The sequence below is a fragment of the Variovorax paradoxus genome, from assembly GCF_024734665.1.
In the GTDB taxonomy this organism is placed as follows: Bacteria; Pseudomonadota; Gammaproteobacteria; order Burkholderiales; family Burkholderiaceae_C; genus Variovorax.
On sequence record NZ_CP102931.1, the window covers coordinates 4,073,356 to 4,093,267 of the forward strand.

The following is a 19,912-nucleotide window of genomic DNA, read 5'->3' on the forward strand; positions in this document are numbered from 1 at the left end:
AAAAAGAGAGACATGATGAGAAAGACGCCCGACCTCTCCACGCGACAGCTGCGCGCCTTTCTCGCGCTGGCAGAGCACCGCAACTTCACGCGCGCGGCGCAGAGCAGCCATCTCTCGCAGCCCGCGTTCAGCGCGCTGATCCGCACGCTCGAAGACGCGGTCGGCACGCGCCTGTTCGACCGCGACACGCGCAGCGTGCAGCTCACGCCCGAAGGCCGGCTGTTCGAGGGCTCCGCGCGCCGGCTGCTCGACGACATGGGCAGCGCCATGGGCGACCTTGCCGACCACGTGGAGCGCCGCAAGGGCCGCGTGCGCGTAGCCGCCCTGCCCTCGCTCGCGGCTGGCTGGCTGCCCACCGTGTTCGCCGAGTTCATGCAGGCCTGGCCGGGCATCCGCATCGACCTGGACGACGCGCTGTCCGACGCCTGCATTGCGCTGGTGCGCAATGGCCAGGCCGACTTCGCGCTCGCCGCCTCGGGCGCCGGCGGCACGGCCGACAGCGACCTGCGTGCGCGCAAGCTCTGCACCGACCGCTTCCACCTCGTGTGCCGCGCCGACCACCCGCTGGCGCGCGAGTCGCGCCTCACGGTGAAGAAGATCGCGCCCCACCCCTTCATCCAGATGGCGCGCAACAGCAGCGTGCGGCAGGCGCTCGACGCGGCGCTGCATCCGCAAAGGCTGAACGCTGTGTTCGAGGTGGAGCACCTGGCCACTGTGATGGGGCTGGTCGAGGCCGGGCTGGGCATCAGCGTGGTGCCCGCGCTCACGCTCTTCCACTTCCAGCGCGAGACGCTGGTGACGCGGCCGCTGCCCCTGCCTTCCCTCACGCGCACGCTCTACATGGTGCAGCGGCGCGAAGGCAGCCTGTCGGTGGCGGCGCAGACGCTGCACGACCTGATCGTCGCGCGGCTGGGGTCGCTGCGGCTGGATTGACGCCGAGCGCCACGCGAGCGCCCAGCCATGCCGAAAAACTATATCTCCCAGTGCGAACGCGATCTTGCCGGGGGCTGACCCACGGGCAATAGTTCGGGTCAGCGGCGCGCAAGGCCGCACGCAAGTTCAATAAGGAGACACATGAGACATTCCCGTCGCGGCTTCGTCGGCCTGATGCTGACCCTGGCCGCCGGCCTGCGCGCATCGCCCGCGCTGGCCGCCCCCTTGTCTTCGCGTCCGATCCGCCTGATCGTGCCCTTCGGTGCCGGTGGCGTGGCGGACCTGGTCGCACGCAGCGTGGCCCAGAAGATGTCCGAGTCGATGGGCCAGAGCATCGTGGTCGACAACAAACCCGGCGCGGGCGGCGTGGTGGCCTCCGACACCGTGGCCAAAGCGCCGCCTGACGGCCACACGCTGCTGCTGATGTCCAACGGCAATGCCGTGAGCGTGGGCCTGTTCAAGTCGCTGCCCTACGACACGGTGAAGGACTTCGCGCCGATCTCCACGCTCGGCTACTTCGACATGGCGGTGCTCACAGCGAGCAACAGCAAGTTCAAGACATTCGCCGACCTGGTGGCTCACGCCAAGGCCAATCCGGGCAAGCTCAACATTGGCACCATCAACGTTGGCAGCACGCAGAACCTGGCAGGCGAGCTGCTGAAGAGTTCACTCGGCATCGATGCGCAGGTCGTACCCTTCAACGGCACGCCGGCTGTGGTCACGGCGCTGCGTGGCGGGCAGGTTGATGTGGCGGTGGAAATCCTCTCGCCCGTTCTCTCGCAGATCGAAGGCAAGGCGCTGCGCGCGCTGGCGGTCATGGGCGACAAGCGCTCGCCCAGCCTGCCGGACGTGCCGACCGTTGCAGAGAGCGGCACGCCGGGCTTCCAGGTTGCATCATGGAACGCGCTGGCCGCCCCCGCCAAGACACCGCCCGACGTGATCGCCCGCCTGAACCAGGAGGCCCGCGCAGCCCTGGCTTCGCCCGAAGTCATGAAGCGCCTGCAGAACCTCGGCGTGGAGCCGCGTAGCAGCACATCGCAGGAACAGGCGCGGCTGCTGGAAAGCGAAATCCAGCGTTGGTCGGCCGTGATCCAGCGCGCCGGCATTCCCAAGCAGTAAGCAGCAGTGAACGACATCTTGAAAACCATCGCCCCACCCCACTCAAACCCGAGCCGCCCCGCGTTCCGACTGCCAGCCGGCGCCTGCGACGCACACTGCCATGTGTTCGGCCCCGGCGACGTGTTTCCGTATTCGGACAACCGCCGCTACACGCCGCCCGATGCGCCGGCCGCAAAGCTGCGCGCCCTGCACGAACTGCTGGGCATCGAGCGCGTGGTGCTGGTGCAGGCCAGCGTGCACGGCCACGACAACCGCGCCATGCTCGACGCCATCGCGCAATCGCCCGACACCTATCGCGGCGTGGCCATGGTGGGTGCGGGCGTCACCGATGCCGAGCTCGCCGCGCTGCACAAGGCCGGCGTGCGCTCGGTGCGCTTCAACTTCGTGCAGCACCTGGGCGGCGCGCCCGACCTGCCCACAGTGCTGCGCATGGCCGAGCGCATACGGCCGCTGGGCTGGCACCTGGTGCTGCATCTGGACGCGGATGACCTGTTGACCTACCGCGCATTCCTCGACACGCTGCCGGTGCCCTTCGTCATCGACCACATGGGCCGCACGATGGTCGAGCACGGCCTCGGCCAGCAGGCCTGCACGATGATGCTGGAGCTGATGCGCGACGAGCGCGCGTGGGTCAAGGTGAGCGGTGCCGAGCGCATCTCGCAGACCCTCTCGAGCCAGGGGCAGCCTTATGCAGACGCCGTGCCCTTCGCGCGCCAGTTGATCGAGGCCGCGCCCGATCGCGTGCTGTGGGGCACCGACTGGCCGCACCCCAACGTGCGCGAAATGCCCGACGACGGCAAGCTCGTTGATCTGCTGCCGCTGTTCAGCGACGACCCGGCGCAGCTTCGCAAGCTGCTGGTCGACAACCCGACCCGCCTGTACTGGTACGACTGAGCGCCGCCCGCGCTTCGTACACACCACCGACACCGCTCCCCATGCCACGGCGCAACCGTGGCGTGCGGACGCGCGCGCCTGCGCCCTTGCAGGCTACGAATCACAACGAGGAGACAGACGACATGAGAAGACTTTCGCGCCTTCAGGCCCTTTCGCTGCGCACACTACCGGCGCTTGCGCTTTGCACTGCCACGCACCCCATATGGGCGCAGTCCGCCGCAGATGCTGCGGGCAGCGTGCAGATCTACGGCCTGCTCGACGCCTTCGTCGGATCGATGCAGCGCAGCGACGAGCCCGGCCGCACCAAGCTGCTCGGCAGCGGTGGCATGACGACGGCCTACTGGGGCGTACGGGGCAGCGAAAGCCTCGGTGACGGACTGCAGGCGCAGTTCGCATTGGAGAGCTTCTTTCAGACCGACTCCGGCACCTTCGGGCGCAACAGCACCGACCCGTACTTTTCGCGGAATGCGTGGGTAGGCCTGGCGGGCGGTTTCGGCCAGCTGTCGCTCGGCCGGCAGACCAATCCGATGTTCGTGGCCAGCGGCGCCTTCAACCCGTTCGGCGTATCGCTGCAGTTCTCGCCCGTCATGCTCCACACATGGCAGCCCACGTACAACCGCGCCGTGCTCGGCGACAGCGTGTGGAGCAACGCCATTCAGTACACCTCCCCCACCTTCGCCGGCTTGCGCGCCAGCCTGCTCTACGGCATGGGCGAAGTGCAGGACCGAGAAGGCATCCGCAACCTGAACCTGACCCTCAACTATGCGGCGGGGCCCTTTGCCGCCGTGGTGTCAGTGCAGCAGGCCAAAACCGGCCCCGGCTTCACCACGACCATCGGCCGGCAGGACGCTGCGCTGGTCGGCGCCTCCTACGACTTCAAGGCCGTGCAGTTGTACGGCCAGCTGCAGCGCACCCGCACGCCCGACATCCGTACCACAGCAAATACCGCGCAGCTGGGTGCTACGGTTCCTGTGGGTGCGGGGCGTTTCCTCGCCTCGGTGGCGCGCACCGAGCGCAAGGTGACGGGCGCCGCCGAAACGCACCGCACCACCTGGGCGGCTGGCTACGACCACTTTCTTTCAAAGCGGACCGACCTGTATGCGGTCTATATGCGAGACCGGCTGACCGGTTTTGGGAACAGTGGCAGCGTGGGCCTAGGCGTGCGTCATCGCTTCTGAGCCGCACCAGTCACAGCGTTGGCGCCGAGATGCTGCTGCACGAGCTCGCGCAGCAGTTCGCCCATGGCCCGCTGCGTGCGCGTGACCGGCCGCTGCGAACTGGTCGCCAGCGCCAGCCGGCTGCGCAGGCCGGGCTTGACGATGGGCCGGATCGCATAGCGCTGCGATCGCCCGGCAAGGGTGACCGCATTGCGCGACAGCACGGCGTGGCCGGCACCATCGGCCACCAGCGCGAGGATGGCCGGAACGCCGTCGATCTCCAGCGCGATCTGTGGCCGCCGGCCAATGGCGGCAAGCTCCGCCTCGACCAGCATGCGGATCGCGTTGGGCCGGGTCGGAATCACAAGTTGCTGCTCGGCCAGCTGATGCAAGGCCAGTGGTGCGCCACGACGCGCGGGCCCAGTGCCCTTGGTCGCGCTGACCAGGAACAGGTCTTCCTCCAGCACCGTCTCGCTGTCCACGTCAGGCGAAGGCTGCGGGTTGTAGAGCAGCGCGATGTCGAGCCGGCCGGTGAGCAGCGATTCCTGCATCGCGGTCGAAAGGTTCTCGGTGATGGACAGTGCGGCATCGGGCAGCCGCTCGCGCACGGCCCGCACCAGCGGCACCGTCAGCACACCGGCCACGCTGGGCGGCAGGCCGACAGCGACGCGACCGGCCAGCGCATCTCGCATGAGGCTCATGTCTTCCCTTGCCCGCTCGACCTGGTGGAGGATGCCGCGGCCATGCTCCAGCAGGCGCTTGCCGGCATCCGTGGTCACCACGCCGCGGCCGTTGCGCACCAGCAGGTTCTGCCGCAGTTCCACTTCGAGCTGGCGCACCTGGCGGCTCAGCGCAGGCTGCGCGATGTCGATCACGTCCGACGCGCGGGTGAAGCTGCCGAGTTCGGCCACGCGGATGAAGTACTCCAGCTGTTTCAGGTCCATGCCCTGAGGCTATCGACATAACCGATTGCGAGCTATGCGTGTTTGTTCTATCCGGGTGCCGGAACCACTGGTGCTGTGCCCTTCGGCGGCTGTCGCGAAGTAGCGGCTCAGGCTGCGGCGTTCGCCGCCATCGCAGCTTGCGCAGTCGGGTTCGGCGTGGGCTCGCCGATCTTGCGCAGCGTGTTGCGGTCGGTGTGGCTGAAGGGCTCGGGCTTTCCGAGCACGCTGAGCACCGTTTCCAGCTCGTACGACCAGCTGCCGTCGTCGTGGATCGTCACCTGAATGCTGTAGCGCAGTGTCTTGAACGCATGCTCCAGGAAAGGGTTGGCCACGATGCCATTGGTCTCGCCGCCGCGCACCGCTTCGAGCCTGAAGCTGCGGTCGCCGGCCTTCGCGTGCCCCGTGGCCATGGCCGTGAGCCCGCGCGGGATCGACAGTGTCTGGATCAGCGCGCCCGTGGCGGGCTCCCACAGCCAGTAGCCGACCTGATCGTGAAAAGTCTCCACGTCGTCGGGCTTGACGATGCGCAAGTGGTAGCGCAGCCCGTAGAAGATCTGCGGCCCGTTGGTCTGCGCGTCGATGGGCTGGAACTCTGCGTGCTCGATGTAGGCCTCGGCCTCGGGGCCGTCCTCCTTCGGGCTCACGTCGTGGCCGGCCTTGCCGATCCAGATGCCCGCCAGGGCCGTGAGCGGGCCCAGGTTGGCGAGCGTGTGCGGATCGGGCTCGGGTTCCGTGTAGATGTCGCGGGGAAACTGCTGTTCCATGTTCTTTCTCTTCCTGGAGTCTTCTGGCGTGGGTTGTCGAGAGTGTTATTGGTCGAGGCGGATGCCGACCTTGGCAATGATCGCACCCCATTTGCGGCCTTCGCTGTCGATGAAGGCCTTGAACTCTTCCGTCGAGCCGCCGCCCGCCACCAGCCCCTGGTTGGCCAGCAGCTCGCGCACGGCCGGCTCCTGCAGCACGGCGTTGACGTCGGCGTTGATACGGCGCACCACCTCGGGCGGTGTGCCGCTGGCGGAGAACAAGCCGTTCCAGGCCAGCGACTCGAAACCCGGGTAGCCCGACTCGGCCACGGTGGGCAGGTCTTTCATGAGCTCGGAGCGCTTGGCACTGGTCACGGCGATGAGCTTCACGCGCTGGCCCTGGATCAGCGGCAGCAGCGCGGGCGCCACCGTGAACAACGCCTGCGTGTCACCGGCCGCCACCGAAAGCCCCGCGGGCGGCGAACCCGAATACGGCACATGCACCGCCTCGATGTGCGCCGCGCTGCGAAACAGCTCCATCGTGAGGTGCGACGAGCTGCCCGCGCCCACCGATGCATAGCTGAACTTGCTGCCGCGCTTCTTCGCCCATTCGACGAACTCGGGCAGCGTGTTCGCGGGGTTTCCCGCCTGCACCGCCAGCACGTTGGGCTGCGAGGTCGTGAGCACGATGGGCACCAGGTCGCGCGCGGGCGCATAGGGCATGCGCGCATACATGTAGGGGCCGAAGGCAATCGGGCCGTTGAAGCCAATGCCCAGCGTGTAGCCGTCGTGCGGCGCCTTGGCCACCGTATCCATGCCGATCAGGCCGCCCGCTCCGGCCTTGGTCTCGATCACCACGGGCTGCTTCCACATCACGCGCAGGCGGTCGGCCAGCGTGCGCGCGATCAGGTCGAGCGAGCTGCCGGCCGGTGCGGGCACGATCACGCGCACGGGCTTGGCGGGCCAGTCCTGGGCCCAGGCGCCGGCGGCCACCAGGCCAGCGAGCAACAGCGTGGCGAGTTTGTTCTTCTTCACTTCGGTCCTTCGGTGGGTCGCTCGAGGTCGGGCGAAGGTATCACTGACGGTGCCGCGCCGCGTCGATCTGCGCATGGTTCGCCTCGGCCCAGCGGTCCACGGCGATCAGCGTCTTGCTCAATGACAGGCCGAGCGGGCTGAGCCTGTACTCGACATGCGGCGGCACCGTCTGGTGGTCTTCGCGCAGCACCAGCCCATTGAGCTCGAGGTCGCGCAGGGTCTGAGTGAGCATCTTCTGCGAGATACCCCCGACCTTGCGCAGCAGCTCGTTGTTGCGCTGCGGCTTACCGCGCAGCAGCGGAATGACCAGCAGCGCCCACTTGTTGGCGATGAGCTCCAGCACGCGGCGCGAGGGGCAATCGGCGCTCCACACATCGGCCGGCGCGGCTTCGGCTTCTTCCACAGGCGCGGTCTTCTTCGATGGCGTCTTTGAATTTCCCATGGTTACCAAAAGGTGCGTACTTGTTGATCGGTGCCCAGCCCGGAATTATCCGGTTCGGCTCTACCCGCAACAGCATCGAAGGAGTTTTTTCATGGGTTGGATATTTCTGTTGGCTGCCGGTCTCGTCGAGATCGCCATGGCCGCCGCACTCAAGCAGTCGGAAGACTGGACACGGCTCGTGCCGTCGGTTGCAGGCGTATCGACCGCGCTGCTCAGCATCTACCTGCTGACCAGGGCGCTGCGCTACCTCCCGCTGGGTCCGGCCTACGCGATCTGGACCGGCATCGGCTCGGTGGGCGTGGTGCTGACGGGCGTTTTGTTCTTCGGGGAGGCGCTTTCTGCACCGCGGATGGCATGCATCGCGCTGGTAATCGGCGGTACCGTGGGCCTTCGATTCATCGAAAGCTGATGCGCGAAGCACACACATTCGTGACCACACGCAACCTGCGCATCGAAGATATGGAACTTCAGTATTCCTTGCATGCTGAATCACCATCTAAAAGGCTCCCAGAGCCGTTCAAATGAATTCGCGGTCTTTAACCATGTCGCGAATGGGCCGATTTTCTTGCTACTTCAAATCGCCACGGCATCGCGGCAAGATGCGCATCCGCCGATTCCTGCGTCACCCCGATTGCCCGAAGGAGCTTTCTCATGTTCGCTACCGCAGAACGCACCATCAAGACCCCCGGCCCCGACCATCCGATCACCATTGCACCCAACCCGCTTCGCGTGGTGGTGTCGGTCGATGGCTGCGTCGTCGCCGATACGCGCGAAGCGTTGACGCTGCGCGAGGCGCACTTCGGAACCGTGCACTACATACCCCGCAAGGACGTGAAGATGTCGCTGCTCGAGCGCACGTCTCATGCAACCTACTGCCCGTACAAGGGCGAGTGCAACTACTACAGCATTCCGGCCGGCGGCGAGCGCTCGGTGAATGCGGTGTGGACCTACGAGTCGCCCTACGAGCATGTCTCGCAGATCAAGGACTACGTGGCGTTCTATCCGGACCGCGTGGGGCCGATCGAAGAGCGCGTCTACTAGCTCGCCCCCTCCCCCTGAACAGACAAACAAAAAGCCGGGCCCCGCTTTCGCAGGGCCCGGCTTTTGTTTATGCGCGTTGCTGTTGTCGATTACAGCGGCAGAGCGTCACCACGAGCAGCAGCGCGGGCTGCGGCACGCACGGTGGAGCGATCAACACCGCTTGCCAGCACCGGAGCGACACGCGAGGTCACGCCTTCGGCATACGGGTTCTCGCTGTGAGCGGCAGCCACCGCTTCAGCGCGGACTGCAGCGCGGCTGGTCGTCGAGGCGATCAGTTGCACGGGGCCCGAGTTGGCGCCGTCGGCGTAGGGGTTGCCGCTGCGTGCGGCTACCACAGCCTGGCTGGCAACGTCGGCGCGGCTGGTGGCCGAGGTCAGTTGATGCACGCCGTCATAGCTTTCGGCATGAGCGGCACCGGCAGCAGCCAGCAGTGCGAGGGAGATGGCGGAGAGGAGCTTCGAGGCGGTCATTTGGATTTCCTTCAATTCAGTTCTTTGCATACGGGATGATTTCGAACCGGTCTTGGGTGGGTCACCGTCCCTTCGGGGGGCGGCCACCTCGCTCGGGGCCTGTTCATCCAGATTCGCTTGTGGGCTGGTCTGTGAGATGAATTGTGAGCCGATGAGTAGGTAAAAACCCGCAGCAAAAGGAACCGCGGCGTTCATGTGATGGAAACAATCGCGCCGCGCCCAGACCTATTTGCCCGCGGCACTGGCCACGTTCACCACGCCCTTCATCCCGGCGTCGTAGTGCCCCGCCTGCAGGCACCCGAAGTCGACCTTGCCCGCCTTGGTGAACTGCCAGACGACCTCGCCGGTCTTGCCCGGTGCGAGCGTCACCATGTTCGGCTCGGCGTGCTCCATCTCCGGGTTCTTCATCATGGAGGCGTAGTGCGCCTTCAGGTCCTGCTGGGTGCCGAGCACCAGCTCATGCTTCAGCTTGCCGGAGTTCTTGACCACGAAGCGCACGGTCTCGCCCTGCTTGACGCTGATGTCGGCTGGCGTGAAGCGCATGCCGTCGGTCATGTCGACCTGGACCGTGCGAGTCGCCTTGGCAGCCATGCCGGGCTGGCCGATGGCGTTGTCGTGCGCGCCCGATGCGGCTGCGCCTGTGACAGATGCGGCGAGCAACGTGGCGAAAGCGGTGGTGGTGAGGAATGCGCGCTTCATGAATGGTGTTCCTTGGGTGATGAATGGCGAGTGATGAGAACTGCACGCGCTGGATTCTGGAAAGCCCATCCGGCGATCGCCTGACGCGCGGATTACAAGAAAGCAATCTGCGCCCGCGCTCGTAAGATGGCTCCCGCCCCTTGCCCGGAGCGAAGAAGATGTCCCACCCCGTCTACCTGTCCAGCTCGACCCTGCCCCGCATGCCCGAAGGCAGCCGCAACGAATGGCGCGGCTTCTTCGGCCACGGCGGAGAGCTCGAGGCCAACGCCTTCTTTCCGCTGTTCTGGCGGGAGCTCTTCAGCGAAAACGACATCCGCCACGCGCGCTTCATCGACGCATACGACATCGACGATGAAGACAGCGCCATCGAGCGCGAGGAATGCCTGGAAGAGTTCGGCGCCGACACCGCCTACCCGTACCTCGTCATCGACAAGGCCACCGCGTTGACACGGCTCGCAACGCGGCGCGAAGCCGTGATCGCGGCCATCGGCGAGCGCTACCGCCCTCTCTACGAAGGCTTCGAGGACTGGACCGCACGCAGCTTCGAGAGTCACATCCTGCTCCGCACCCAAGGGCTGCCTGATGCCGCCGATGCAGAGCCGTGGCTGCGCGCCGAGCTGGCCTCCATCGACCGCTTGAACGACAAGAAGGTGCTCGATGGCCTCATGGCGGATCTCTCGCGCCACGATGCGGACGCTGTCTGGCAACTGGCGGGCATCGGAGCGTCGCCGGACGACGCATGGCCTACGCCGGAGCTGAGAACCCTCTTCCCCAACCCGCGGCAGCAGAAGCCGCGAAAACCGCAAGCCGTGCAACGCAGCAGCAGCAAGCCCAGAAGCTGGATCGACCCGGTGCTCGAATGGCTGGCCGTGGCGCTCGCTGCGGGTGCCACGCTGGGCACCTATGCGTTCACGCGGTCGGTCTGGCTCGCGTTGCTGGCCTTTCTCTGCGCGGCCCTCGCGCTGGGCTTCGGCGTCGCCAGGCTGCGCGGCCCGCGGTCGTGATGACGGCAAGAGAAACTATCAGTGCCTGCCACAGCCCCAGACTGCTCTAGGAGCCCATCGACACCATGCGCAAATTCGCCGCGAGCACCCTCTTCCTTTCTCTTTTCGCTCTCATGCACGCCGGCACCGCATCTGCCCAATCGCTGAGCTGCAACGGCTCGCTCTCCGGCGTCGGCGACTCCAAGTTCTTGGTGGTGCAGAAGTGCGGCGAGCCACTGTCCAAGGAGTTCGTCTGCGTGCCCCGCCCGCAGGTGGCGTGGGTGCTTTCGCCCTACCCCGGTGGCCCGGCGCAGCAAGTGATAACGCAGCAGTGCGTGCCGATGGAAGACTGGGTCTACCACCGCGGCCAGGGCAGCTTCCTGGGCATCGTTCGCTTCTACAACGGCGCGGTGGAGTCGGTGCGCGACGGAGACCGGGTGCGGTAGCTCAGGGTGGCAGCAGCAGCGGCCCGCAGTTCTCTTCCGCCACGAACACCGCCACCAGCTTGGCGGGCTTCACCGGATCGGGGTTCTCCGCGAACAGATGCAGCGTGCGCGGCGGTTCGAAGAAGGTCTCCCCCAGCTTGTAGTCGCCCACCGGACCACCGGCCAACTGCGAGCGCACCGTGCCTTCGAGAATGATGGCGGTCACCGAACCCGGATGCCTGTGGGCCGGCGAATAGGCCATTGGCGGAAAGTCGACGAGGACGGTGGTGACCGACTTGCCGGGCACGTTGGGCAGCGCCTCGCAGGAGATCACCTTGGTCGAGGTCTGCGGCCGTGCCGCGGCGGCTGAGCCTTCGGGGGCCGGCGCCGATGCGAACATCGGGCGGCCCACGGTGCTGCAGATGTCATCGATGAACTGCACGGTCGATTGCCTGCTCGCGTGCGGCAGCAATGCCCAGCCCACGGCGGCGACAGTGAGCACCGCAAGCCCGGCGCCCGCACGGTGGCGCAGGAAGAGAGGCATCGTGTTCATGGCATGGCTCCTTGAGACAGCCGGGCATCGGCGCGCCAGCCCAGCGCGCGCTTCGCCTTCTCGCTGCTGACATCTGCGCCGTCTTCGGCGATGTTGAAGATGCCGCCTGGCGAACGCTGAAGCGCCAGCAACGCAGCCCGCGCCGCGGCCTCGACGTGCAGCGGGCTCGGGTCTTTGGGTGTATCGGTCGAAGTGTTCGGCCCGTAGAGCTGCCCATAGCGCAGCACGGTGGCGGTCATGCCCTGCGCGGCCATCACGCATTTCTCCAGAGCTATCACGCCGTCGACGCTGATGCGGCGGACGCCTTCAGCCTCCGTGTCGAGCGGCTGCTCTTCCGTGAATGGCTTGGGCTCCGGTGCATAGGCCCAGGCGATGCTCTGCGCCACCAGCCGCTTCGCGCCCGCGGCCTCTGCTGCAGCCACGAGGTTGCGCGTGCCCTCGGTGCGCACGCGTGCATTGAGCACCGCAGCCGCGGCCATGCGGCTCGGGTCAAGGTCTTTCGGCAGATCGGTTAGCTGATGGATCACTCCCCAAGGCGCGATGCGCACCAGCGCGGCCTGCAGCGCTGTCGCATCGAACACGTCGACGACGACCGGATGCACGCCCTGCGCCTCCAGCGCGCCCGCGCGGTCGGCGTGCCGCGTGCTGCCATGCACGGAGTAGCCCGCTTCGATAAGCAACGGAACCAGCGCAGCGCCGACCGCTCCGGTGGCACCCGCCAAAAATACCTTCTCGCTCATTGCGCTTCTTCCTTCCAGGCTGTTCGGAAGGTCGATCATCGATTTACGATGCCCCATCGAAAAGAGCCAAGAATCTTGAAAATGACCAGGCCATGACACCGAAGCTCGACCGCGCGAAAGAAACGCCGCTGTTCCGCCAGATCTACGAGCGCTACCGAAGCGCCATCGAGCAAGGCACGCTGCGCCCCGGCGACCGAGTGGCATCGGCGCGCAGCCTGGCCGGTGAGCTCGGCGTGGCGCGCGGCACCGTCGAGACGGCCTACAACCAGCTGATGGGCGAAGGCTATTTTTCTTCGCGCGGACAGGCGGGTACCGTGGTCTCGCCGTCGCTGCCGCTGCATCGGACAGCACGGCGGGAGCCCCGGCGCACGGATGCGCGGGCGTCCGGCGATGCACTCAAGCAGCCGGGCGAACCGCTACCCATGCAGTTGGGCATTCCGGCGCTCGACGTATTCCCGCGCAAGCTGTGGTCGCGCCTTACGGCCCGCCGTGCGCGGGCTACGAACACTGCCGACATGTTCTACGGCGACCCTTGCGGCTACCCGCCGTTGCGCGAGGCCATTGCGGCCTATCTGCTGGTGTCGCGCGGCGTGTCGTGCCATGCCTCGCAGGTGCTGGTGACGGGCGGCTACCGCGCATCGCTCGCGCTTGTCGCACGCACGCTGCTGAAGAAGGATGACCGCGTGTGGATCGAGGACCCGGGCTTTCCGCCGACGCAGGAAGTGCTGCGCGCCGCAGGCCAGCGCACGGTGCCCGTGCCGGTGGACGAAGATGGCCTCGTCGTCGCCCGTGGCCAGCGCAAGGCACCGAAGGCGCGCATGGCAATCGTCACGCCCTCGCACCAGGCGCCGCTGGGCGTATCGATGACGCTCGCGCGCCGGCTGCAGTTGCTCGAATGGGCTTCGCAGGCGAACGCATGGATCGTCGAGGACGATTACGACGGCGAGTACCGCTATGCCGGAGCGCCGCTGCCGGCGCTCAAGAGCCTCGACGGCCACGACCGCGTGCTGTACGCGGGCAGCTTCTCGAAGGTGCTCTACCCCGGGCTGGCGCTGGGCTACGTGGTGGTGCCCGAATCGCTGCGCACGCGCTTCGAGGAGGCCGCGCGCACGTGGTCGAACGGCAGCCCGCAGATCACGCAGGCCGTGGTGGCGGATTTCATGCGCGAGGGGCACTTCCCGCGCCACCTGAAGAAGATGCGCCTGCTCTATGCGCGACGGCGCGCGATGCTCGTGGCCGGCTTGCTGAAGGCCTTCGGCGACACGGTGCGCATCGACCTGCGCAGCGGCGGCATGCATCTGATCGCGCGTTTCGACGGGCGCCGCGAAGGCGATGTGACGCTGGCCCGCCGCGCACAACAGGCGGGGCTGAACTGCCAGCCGCTGTCGGCACGCGGTGTCGCGGGGCCCTGCGAGCAGGGCCTGCTGATGGGCTTCACCAACATCGCCACCGCCGCCGAAGCGAACCGGCTCGCGGCAAAGCTGCGCGCGGCTTTCGGTTCTTTGGGTTGAATGGCGCTCAGGCAGCTTCGTCGTCGAGGACCGCGCTGCGGTCCTTGATGCGCGTGACCTGCGACAGCACTGCGTCTGCAGGCGTCATGTCCGGCCGCTGCCCCTTGTAGACGGGCTGCTCGAACTTGCCGCCCGCATAGCGGTAGAGGTAACGCACCTCGACCAGCGCGCCCACTGCCGGCAGCGCCTCGTTGGGCGGCACAGTCACGTTGCCCAGGTCGACCATCGCACCAGCCTCGTCGCGCAGCCCCACGGCCACCGAGCGCTGGGCGTTGACGCGGATCACCTCGCAGGTCGCGCTCTGGTTGAACTTGAACTTCAGGCTGGTGCTGCTGCGGCCCGCGGAGAACGGCGCGTCGAGCGCCTTGAGCACATAGCCTTCGCCATGCGCGGCCAGCAGTTCGGCGGCACGGCGGCGCTTGCCCTCGGCGGTGAGTTCGAGTTCGAGCACGCTCATCCACGAAACGAGCTCAGCAATCTTGCGCAGATGTCCGAAGCGCTCGATGAACGGTGCGCCGCGCAGGTCCTGCCCGCCGAGTTCCAGCAGGTCGAAGGCCATGAAGGCATCACCCACGTGCTCACCGGCAACCACGGTGCGCCCCGCCGGCGCATCAGCAACGCCGATCCAGGCCTGCGGAATGTCGACGAACAGTCCGCGCCGGTTGGTGCCGCGCACCGCCTCGCCCTCGATCAGCAGGATGCGGTTCTCGCCATCGGCCTTTTCCTGCAGGCCCCAGCCCGGATCGTCGAAGTAGCGCGCGGCCTGCTCTTCGAGGATCAGCGTCGGCAGTTGCGGCAGCTCGCCGCTCATGCGCCCCGCCAGGTCGGTCGAGGTATAGAGCGCGCCGGACTGGTCGGGCGTGTAGCCTTTCGACGTCTTTTCCTTCACGACCTTGTCGTAAATCTTCAGCGCCGCCTCGTAGGCGACCGGGCTGCTGGTCTTGGTGCCGGTGGAGAGCGTGCCGCCGCGCCGGCCGTTGCCGTAGTCGACCACCCAGCCATCGTCCTTGGGGCGCAGGTGCACCTGGTAGACCTTGTCCGAGCCCTGGCCCGTGAAGTAGAGAAAGCTCGACTGAGGGGTCTGTTCTGCATTCGGCATGGGAAAGATGTCTGGGGTGAATCTCAGGCCGCGATGCTACACACGCGCAAATTGGCACGCATGGCCGCTAAGATGCGCAGCGAAACAAAAAGCACAAGCACCCAACCGAAGGCAGGGAGGCCTCCGCGTGAAGCGCATTCGCTCCGAGAAATTGATCCGCACGAAGCCGGGCACGACAGGCGCCGCAGGCTTCAGCACAGTGGAACTGTTCGCCCTGCCGGAAGCGCCGGGCCACGTGGTGCACGTGAGCACCAGCCGCGACGGGCTGCAGTGGAAGGAGACGGTCTACACGCCGTCGCCGCTGCCGCTGGAGGCCGCCAACGCCGCCTTCGAGCGCGCCGTGGCGGCGCAGATCGCGCAGGGCTATGCGATCGAAGGGGCGGCTGTCGAGGCTGTCGTCACCACGGCAACCGTCGTGCTCGCACACCCCGGCGACGCCGTGCTGCTGGCCAGCATCCGCCCCGATGCATGGCGCCTGCTGGCCCCCGTGCGCCGCAGCCGCGTGGTGTGGCGCATCGGCGAGCGCCGGCTGGCTGCAGCCGTGCCGCAGCTCATCGATCACATCGAAACCGGCGAGCCGCTGCTCGACTACTGCATCGCCTGGGCCATCGGCCGCTGCGGCGACGGCGGCGCGTTCGAGGCGATGCGTGAACTATCCCGGCGCGGCCGCACGCCCGTGGTCACCCGCGCTGCGCGCTGGGCCGCGCTGAACCTTTGGCCTGCCGAACAACGCGCGGCCGAAACGGCGCGCATCGTGGACGACTGGCCCGCCCCGCTGCGCCGCGCCTGGGCCACCATGAGCGAGCTGCCCGTTGAACAAGCCATGACGCTGCTTCGGCAGCACCTGGCCGACCCCGCGCTCTGGAACGGTCTGAAGTACGCGGCCTGGGTCGAGCAGCTGTTCGATCTCGCGCTGCTCGAAAGCCCGGCTACCGACGGGCTCGCGCGCACAGCCCTGATGGAAATCGCACCGACGCTGCAGCTTGCCGCCGGCAGCTTCCGCGCATGGCGCCGGCTGTACAAGGGCGCGGAGTTCGCGGGCGACTACGCCCTGCTCGGCGTGCTGCATCAGCGCCTCGAAACGCAGCGTGCGGCCTTCCGCACCGGTGGCCGATGGGCGCAGGTCAACGGCCGCTACGTCGAGATCGCGAAGGAAATCGTGCGCCCCGACAGTCGCCTCGCCTACAGCCAGCGCACGCGCGACTACCTGCGCCGCCGCACCTGGCGCAGCCTGCGCCGGCTGGCGCTGGCCGGCACGGCCGACGAGGCAAGTTGGCTGCAGCTGGCCATGGGTGTGCTGCTCGCGGCCGACGATGCCGAAGCGGACACCGCCGGCCAGCAACGCGAAACGCGCTGGACCCCGGAGCCCCGCAGCTGGCACACCGGCCCCTACAGCCGCTGGCTGGTGCTGATGCAGCTGCTGCATCGCCACGACGCCGACTGGGAAGCCCAGCGCGGCGGCCTGCGCTGGCGCCGCAACACGCCGCTGCCCGCGCAGCGCCTCAACCGCACCGAAGCCTGGCCCGAGCGCTGGGACCGCCATCCGAGGGCGCTGCTGCAGCTGATGCAGCAGGGCCGCTGCGGCGCAGTGCATGCCTTTGCAGCGCGCGCGCTGCAGGACAACAAGCCCTTCTGCGAAGCGCTCGAGGCGCCCGCCGTCTGGCGCCTGCTGGGCAGCAGCTGGGACGACACCGCACGCTTCGCCCTCGCCATCGCGCGCCAGCGCATCGCGGCGGGTGCGCCGGCCCGGCCCTGGCTTCCAGCGCTGCTGAGTTCACCGCTGGCCGAGGCCCGAGCCCTTGCGCTCGAATACATCACGCAAGACCCAGGCCTCTACAGCCAGCAGGTCGACCTTCTGCTGATGCTGCTGACCTCGGCCGACGCCGAAGTGCGCCGCTCGTCGCGCCTGCTTCTGCAGGCCGCCGCCCCGAACCCGTCGACGCTCGATGCCCTGTGCGGCAGCCTGCTCGCATGGCTGTCAGGATGCGACGCCGGGCAACCCGAGCTCGACGCCATCTGCGAGAACCTGCAGTGGGCCCTGCAAGGCCTGTTGCGCACCGCGGCCGCCAAGGCGCCCTTGCCCGAACTGCTCGCGCTCTTCGACCATGCGAGCCCCGACGTGGTGCGCACCGCCGCCGAATGGCTGCTGCTGCACCCGGCGTCGGTCCAGGGCCTGCCTGTGGGCGTGCTCACACGCCTGCTGCAGTCCGACGACGAGCGCCTGCGCGGCGCCGGCGTGCGGCTGTTCACAGCCCTGCCCGACACCACGCTCATCACCCAACCAGAGCTGTTCGCCGCCTTCTGCAGCAGCCCGATGCCGGCCGTGCGCGCGGCCGTCGCGCCCCGACTCGCACAGCTGCTGCCCGCGCATCCGGACTTCGGCGCCGCGCTGATGCCGCTGCTACGCGACGAGTTATTCCGTGCCGAAGCCGCCGAAGGCGTGTTCGATGCGCTGCTGCAATGGCTATGCGGCCCGCTGGCCGAGCACACGCGCCGTGGTGAGCCCGCCGTCACGCTGCGCTTGCTCGAAGCACGCAGCAAGGGCGCTCAGCGGCTGGGTGCATGGCTCCTGCCGCAGCAGGATCCGCAAAGCTTCGATGTACTGCAGACCGCCAGCCTCGGCCTCGTCGACACCGCCGCAGCGCGCCGATGGGCCATGGACCAACTGGCCGCGAACCCGCAACGCACGCTGGCACAGCTAGGCAATGCCCTGCGCATGTTCGACAGCCGCTGGGACGACGCACGCGACTGGGCCCGCCAATGGTTCGGCGCGCAAAGCGGCGCGAGCCAGTGGACGCCAGCGCTGCTGGTACGCCTGTGCGACCACAAGGACGCAGGCGCCCAGCGCCTGGGTCGCGAACTGCTCACCACGCATTTCGACGTGACCGACGTCACCACCTACATGCTGCAGCTGAGCCAGCATCCATCGCCTGGCATGCAGCTCTTCGTCACCAACTGGCTGGCCTCGGCCGCAAGCCAGAAGCCCGACGTGCTCGCGCGGCTGGAGCCCTACTTCCTGAGCGTGCTGTCGCAGGCCAACCGGGGCCGGCTGGCCAAGGCGCGCGTCATGCAGTTCCTGGCCGCGCAGGCGGTGCATTCGGAAGACATCGCACGCATCGTCGCGCGCGTGTTCGCACGGCAGGCCGTCACTGGCGCCATCACCGAGCGCGCCCAGTACGTGGCCGGCCTGCGCAGCATCCAGGCCGCCTTCCCCGAGCTGGACAACCCATTGCAGACCGCCCCGGTGCGCAGCGTCGCGCCACGCCGTGCACCACCTGCAGCCCCCACCGGAGGGCCCGCCGCATGAGATTCCAGTACCGCTACTTCGGCCACTCGGGCGCGCAGCACACAGCCAACAGCACGGCGCTGCAGTTCGCACCCGACACGCTGCGCGCACCGGTGCACTTCGTCGCCGACATCAACCGCCACCTGCCGTTTCGCGAAGGTATGTCGGCGCTGCACGACGTGGTGGTGGGCGACCTGCGATTCAAGCCGCGCGACAAGAGCGCGTACCTCGAATGGCTGGCCGGGCAGGAGAACGAATTGCTCGCGCAGTTCATGGCGCGCAGCGACCAGCTGAAAGCGCAGATGGCGCCCATCAGCAACGAGCTGGCCGAGCTGCGCAAGAGCAAGCGGGCCGTGCTGCAGCCCTTCATGAGCGCGCAGCAGCGTTACTTCGACCACATCTACAAGGTCAACCGCGAAGCCTGGTTCGTGCTCGATCCGGTGATCACCGTGCACCCCGACCGCGTGTTCTTCGAGTGCTTCAGCCAGGACGAGTCGAGCTACGGCATGTTCTCGTGCAGCCACGACATCTTCGACCGCGTGAGCGACCACGCCTTCGGCACCACCAACGTCGACTACTCCGAATCGCTGTACGACGAGTTCCAGAAGATCCGCGACTACAAGACCACGCGCCTGGCCATCGATCCCGGCGGCTTCCAGGTGCAGAGCGACAACGACCCGGCCTTCCACGAGCCGAAGATCGACGTGCCCGACAGCTGGGTGCGCGGCTTCCTGCAGGTGAGCAGCGCAATGCTGCTGCCCGCGCAGCGGCTGCAGCTGCACCCGATGGACGTGCACAACATCTGCCTGGTGCTGCGCCGACGCAAGGAGCGCGTGGGCCCGCGCTCGCTGCGCTTCATCCTGCGGCCGGGGCAGCCGGTGCGCATCCTTTTCGAGCCCTGGGGCCACGAGCTGGTGTGCCCGCGCTCCACGCACAGCGCCACCTCCGACATCGACATCCGCGTGTGGGGCCGGCGGCGTCTGCTGCAGCTCGAACGCCTCGTACCGGTGGCGCAGGGCTTCACCGTGCACCTGCTGGGCACGGGCATGCCGAGCTTCTGGGTGGCGCAGTTGCCCGACATGGAATTCACGCTCGGCCTCTCGGGCTGGACTGCCAACGACTGGTCGCGCAACGGCCACTTCGAGCTGCTGCAGCCGCGCCATACGGTCGACCAGGACAGCCAGCTGCGCGTGTTCGCGGCGCTGGGCGAACGCTGGCGCGCCACCACCGCCGAGTTGGCAGTGGCCACGGGCCTGTCGACCCTCACGGTCGATGCAGCCCTCGGCGGCTATGTGCAGGCCGGGCGCGTGGTGTACGACCTTGCGCACGGCGTGTGGCGGCTGCGCGAGCTGAGCCGCGAGCCGCTGCCCATGGACAAGTTGCGCTACGCCAGCCCCGAGGAAGAAGCCGCGGCCGAACTGGTGCAGGCACGCCGCATCGCCAATGTGAAGACGCTTGCTCGCCCCGACGGCGGCCTCACGCTGAGCGGCAAGTGCAAGGGCGCTTCGGGGCAGCGCGAATACCTCATGAGCCTGCAGCTCGACGCCGATCAGCGCGTGGCCTCGGGCGACTGCCAGTGCTCCCACTTCATCCGCCACCGCATGACCAAGGGCCCGTGCGAGCACATGCTCGCGCTGCGCCTGTCGGCCAATCCGGCAGCAACATCGACCGATCAGGAAAGGACCACCGCACACATCGGCTGATACACTGTTTTTTGCGAACGGAGCGGGAAGGCTCTTGCAATCCGGACGGCGTATCGCCGTCCTCGCACACAGCACTTCCCAAGCGTCACTGGACGTCTCTTCACTGTGCCGTATGGCCATGGTGACGCGATAACA

20 protein-coding genes are annotated in these 19,912 nt (G+C 67.5%); 11 read left to right on the top strand and 9 right to left on the bottom strand.

What is annotated here, in order from left to right:
* Positions 1–15 precede the first annotated feature (15 nt).
* From NWF24_RS19345 to NWF24_RS19360, 4 genes are all read left to right on the top strand, one after another.
* A complete protein-coding gene (locus NWF24_RS19345) occupies positions 16–933 on the top strand; it encodes a LysR family transcriptional regulator (RefSeq protein WP_258349936.1) in 918 nt (305 codons plus the stop codon).
* Between the two features lie 141 nt (positions 934–1,074).
* Positions 1,075–2,052 carry a Bug family tripartite tricarboxylate transporter substrate binding protein gene (locus NWF24_RS19350; RefSeq protein ID WP_375338393.1) on the top strand — a complete coding sequence of 326 codons (978 nt, stop codon included), beginning with the start codon at positions 1,075–1,077 and terminating at the stop codon, positions 2,050–2,052.
* An 18-nt stretch (positions 2,053–2,070) separates the two neighbouring features.
* Positions 2,071–2,946: an amidohydrolase family protein gene (locus tag NWF24_RS19355; RefSeq protein WP_258355319.1), complete on the top strand. Its 876-nt coding sequence runs from the start codon at positions 2,071–2,073 to the stop codon at positions 2,944–2,946.
* A 122-nt stretch (positions 2,947–3,068) separates the two neighbouring features.
* Positions 3,069–4,124, top strand: coding sequence for a porin (locus tag NWF24_RS19360; RefSeq protein WP_258349937.1), 1,056 nt, complete (start codon positions 3,069–3,071; stop codon positions 4,122–4,124).
* Here NWF24_RS19360 and NWF24_RS19365 read toward each other — a convergent pair.
* From NWF24_RS19365 to NWF24_RS19380, 4 genes are all read right to left on the bottom strand, one after another.
* Entirely contained in the window at positions 4,112–5,047 is a 936-nt protein-coding gene (locus tag NWF24_RS19365) for a LysR substrate-binding domain-containing protein (RefSeq protein WP_258349938.1), read from the bottom strand. The two genes, NWF24_RS19360 and NWF24_RS19365, sit on opposite strands and share 13 nt — an antisense overlap.
* Positions 5,048–5,154: 107 nt before the next feature.
* Positions 5,155–5,811: an FABP family protein gene (locus tag NWF24_RS19370; protein ID WP_258349939.1), complete on the bottom strand. Its 657-nt coding sequence runs from the start codon at positions 5,809–5,811 to the stop codon at positions 5,155–5,157.
* 45 nt (positions 5,812–5,856) lie between these two features.
* On the bottom strand, positions 5,857–6,825 hold the full coding sequence (locus tag NWF24_RS19375; protein ID WP_258349940.1) for a Bug family tripartite tricarboxylate transporter substrate binding protein: 969 nt from the start codon (positions 6,823–6,825) through the stop codon (positions 5,857–5,859).
* A gap of 40 nt (positions 6,826–6,865) precedes the next feature.
* Complete coding sequence (locus tag NWF24_RS19380) at positions 6,866–7,267, bottom strand: winged helix-turn-helix transcriptional regulator (RefSeq protein WP_258349941.1); 402 nt, start codon at positions 7,265–7,267, stop codon at positions 6,866–6,868.
* A 91-nt stretch (positions 7,268–7,358) separates the two neighbouring features.
* Here NWF24_RS19380 and NWF24_RS19385 point away from each other — a divergent pair, with 91 nt between their 5' ends.
* Entirely contained in the window at positions 7,359–7,676 is a 318-nt protein-coding gene (locus NWF24_RS19385) for a DMT family transporter (protein WP_258349942.1), read from the top strand.
* A gap of 242 nt (positions 7,677–7,918) precedes the next feature.
* On the top strand, positions 7,919–8,308 hold the full coding sequence (locus NWF24_RS19390; RefSeq protein ID WP_093052527.1) for a DUF427 domain-containing protein: 390 nt from the start codon (positions 7,919–7,921) through the stop codon (positions 8,306–8,308).
* A gap of 89 nt (positions 8,309–8,397) precedes the next feature.
* Here the strand turns inward: NWF24_RS19390 and NWF24_RS19395 are convergent, their stop codons facing one another.
* Positions 8,398–8,778, bottom strand: a complete 381-nt coding sequence (locus tag NWF24_RS19395; protein WP_258349943.1) for a helicase SNF2 — start codon at positions 8,776–8,778, stop codon at positions 8,398–8,400.
* 225 nt (positions 8,779–9,003) lie between these two features.
* A complete protein-coding gene (locus NWF24_RS19400) occupies positions 9,004–9,477 on the bottom strand; it encodes a cupredoxin domain-containing protein (RefSeq protein WP_258349944.1) in 474 nt (157 codons plus the stop codon).
* 158 nt (positions 9,478–9,635) lie between these two features.
* Here NWF24_RS19400 and NWF24_RS19405 point away from each other — a divergent pair, with 158 nt between their 5' ends.
* Positions 9,636–10,481: a hypothetical protein gene (locus NWF24_RS19405; protein ID WP_258349945.1), complete on the top strand. Its 846-nt coding sequence runs from the start codon at positions 9,636–9,638 to the stop codon at positions 10,479–10,481.
* A gap of 65 nt (positions 10,482–10,546) precedes the next feature.
* Complete coding sequence (locus tag NWF24_RS19410; RefSeq protein WP_258349946.1) at positions 10,547–10,906, top strand: DUF2845 domain-containing protein; 360 nt, start codon at positions 10,547–10,549, stop codon at positions 10,904–10,906.
* A 1-nt stretch (position 10,907) separates the two neighbouring features.
* Here NWF24_RS19410 and NWF24_RS19415 read toward each other — a convergent pair whose 3' ends face one another.
* A complete protein-coding gene (locus NWF24_RS19415) occupies positions 10,908–11,438 on the bottom strand; it encodes a cupin domain-containing protein (RefSeq protein ID WP_258349947.1) in 531 nt (176 codons plus the stop codon).
* A complete protein-coding gene (locus NWF24_RS19420) occupies positions 11,435–12,178 on the bottom strand; it encodes an NAD-dependent epimerase/dehydratase family protein (RefSeq protein ID WP_258349948.1) in 744 nt (247 codons plus the stop codon). Before NWF24_RS19420 ends, NWF24_RS19415 begins: the two co-directional genes overlap by 4 nt.
* 92 nt (positions 12,179–12,270) lie before the next feature.
* On the opposite strand from NWF24_RS19420, the gene pdxR reads away from it, so the two are divergent.
* Positions 12,271–13,689: a MocR-like pyridoxine biosynthesis transcription factor PdxR gene (gene pdxR / locus NWF24_RS19425; protein ID WP_258349949.1), complete on the top strand. Its 1,419-nt coding sequence runs from the start codon at positions 12,271–12,273 to the stop codon at positions 13,687–13,689.
* A 7-nt stretch (positions 13,690–13,696) separates the two neighbouring features.
* Here the strand turns inward: pdxR and NWF24_RS19430 are convergent, their stop codons facing one another.
* The gene (locus NWF24_RS19430; RefSeq protein ID WP_258349950.1) at positions 13,697–14,788 is read right to left on the bottom strand and encodes a hypothetical protein; all 1,092 of its coding nucleotides are present in this window, start codon (positions 14,786–14,788) and stop codon (positions 13,697–13,699) included.
* A gap of 127 nt (positions 14,789–14,915) precedes the next feature.
* Here NWF24_RS19430 and NWF24_RS19435 point away from each other — a divergent pair, with 127 nt between their 5' ends.
* Together NWF24_RS19435 and NWF24_RS19440 are read left to right on the top strand one after the other, a co-directional pair.
* Positions 14,916–18,095 carry a hypothetical protein gene (locus NWF24_RS19435; protein WP_258349951.1) on the top strand — a complete coding sequence of 1,060 codons (3,180 nt, stop codon included), beginning with the start codon at positions 14,916–14,918 and terminating at the stop codon, positions 18,093–18,095.
* Positions 18,092–19,777 (top strand): SWIM zinc finger family protein, encoded by a 1,686-nt coding sequence (locus NWF24_RS19440; protein ID WP_258349952.1) that lies wholly within the window; start codon positions 18,092–18,094, stop codon positions 19,775–19,777. The genes NWF24_RS19435 and NWF24_RS19440 overlap by 4 nt, the downstream gene beginning before the upstream one ends.
* The last annotated feature ends 135 nt before the right edge of the window (positions 19,778–19,912 follow it).

What these genes read in the sequence shown, in the direction of transcription:
- NWF24_RS19405 (WP_258349945.1), top strand. Translation starts at nt 9,636, where the DNA reads ATGTCCCACCCCGTCTACCTGTCCAGCTCGACCCTGCCCCGCATGCCC.
- NWF24_RS19400 (WP_258349944.1), bottom strand. Translation starts at nt 9,477, where the DNA reads ATGAAGCGCGCATTCCTCACCACCACCGCTTTCGCCACGTTGCTCGCC.
- NWF24_RS19345 (WP_258349936.1), top strand. Translation starts at nt 16, where the DNA reads ATGAGAAAGACGCCCGACCTCTCCACGCGACAGCTGCGCGCCTTTCTC.
- NWF24_RS19415 (WP_258349947.1), bottom strand. Translation starts at nt 11,438, where the DNA reads ATGAACACGATGCCTCTCTTCCTGCGCCACCGTGCGGGCGCCGGGCTT.
- NWF24_RS19370 (WP_258349939.1), bottom strand. Translation starts at nt 5,811, where the DNA reads ATGGAACAGCAGTTTCCCCGCGACATCTACACGGAACCCGAGCCCGAT.
- NWF24_RS19350 (WP_375338393.1), top strand. Translation starts at nt 1,075, where the DNA reads ATGAGACATTCCCGTCGCGGCTTCGTCGGCCTGATGCTGACCCTGGCC.
- NWF24_RS19430 (WP_258349950.1), bottom strand. Translation starts at nt 14,788, where the DNA reads ATGCCGAATGCAGAACAGACCCCTCAGTCGAGCTTTCTCTACTTCACG.
- NWF24_RS19365 (WP_258349938.1), bottom strand. Translation starts at nt 5,047, where the DNA reads ATGGACCTGAAACAGCTGGAGTACTTCATCCGCGTGGCCGAACTCGGC.
- NWF24_RS19380 (WP_258349941.1), bottom strand. Translation starts at nt 7,267, where the DNA reads ATGGGAAATTCAAAGACGCCATCGAAGAAGACCGCGCCTGTGGAAGAA.
- NWF24_RS19410 (WP_258349946.1), top strand. Translation starts at nt 10,547, where the DNA reads ATGCGCAAATTCGCCGCGAGCACCCTCTTCCTTTCTCTTTTCGCTCTC.
- NWF24_RS19420 (WP_258349948.1), bottom strand. Translation starts at nt 12,178, where the DNA reads ATGAGCGAGAAGGTATTTTTGGCGGGTGCCACCGGAGCGGTCGGCGCT.
- NWF24_RS19385 (WP_258349942.1), top strand. Translation starts at nt 7,359, where the DNA reads ATGGGTTGGATATTTCTGTTGGCTGCCGGTCTCGTCGAGATCGCCATG.
- NWF24_RS19390 (WP_093052527.1), top strand. Translation starts at nt 7,919, where the DNA reads ATGTTCGCTACCGCAGAACGCACCATCAAGACCCCCGGCCCCGACCAT.
- NWF24_RS19395 (WP_258349943.1), bottom strand. Translation starts at nt 8,778, where the DNA reads ATGACCGCCTCGAAGCTCCTCTCCGCCATCTCCCTCGCACTGCTGGCT.
- NWF24_RS19440 (WP_258349952.1), top strand. Translation starts at nt 18,092, where the DNA reads ATGAGATTCCAGTACCGCTACTTCGGCCACTCGGGCGCGCAGCACACA.
- pdxR (WP_258349949.1), top strand. Translation starts at nt 12,271, where the DNA reads ATGACACCGAAGCTCGACCGCGCGAAAGAAACGCCGCTGTTCCGCCAG.
- NWF24_RS19360 (WP_258349937.1), top strand. Translation starts at nt 3,069, where the DNA reads ATGAGAAGACTTTCGCGCCTTCAGGCCCTTTCGCTGCGCACACTACCG.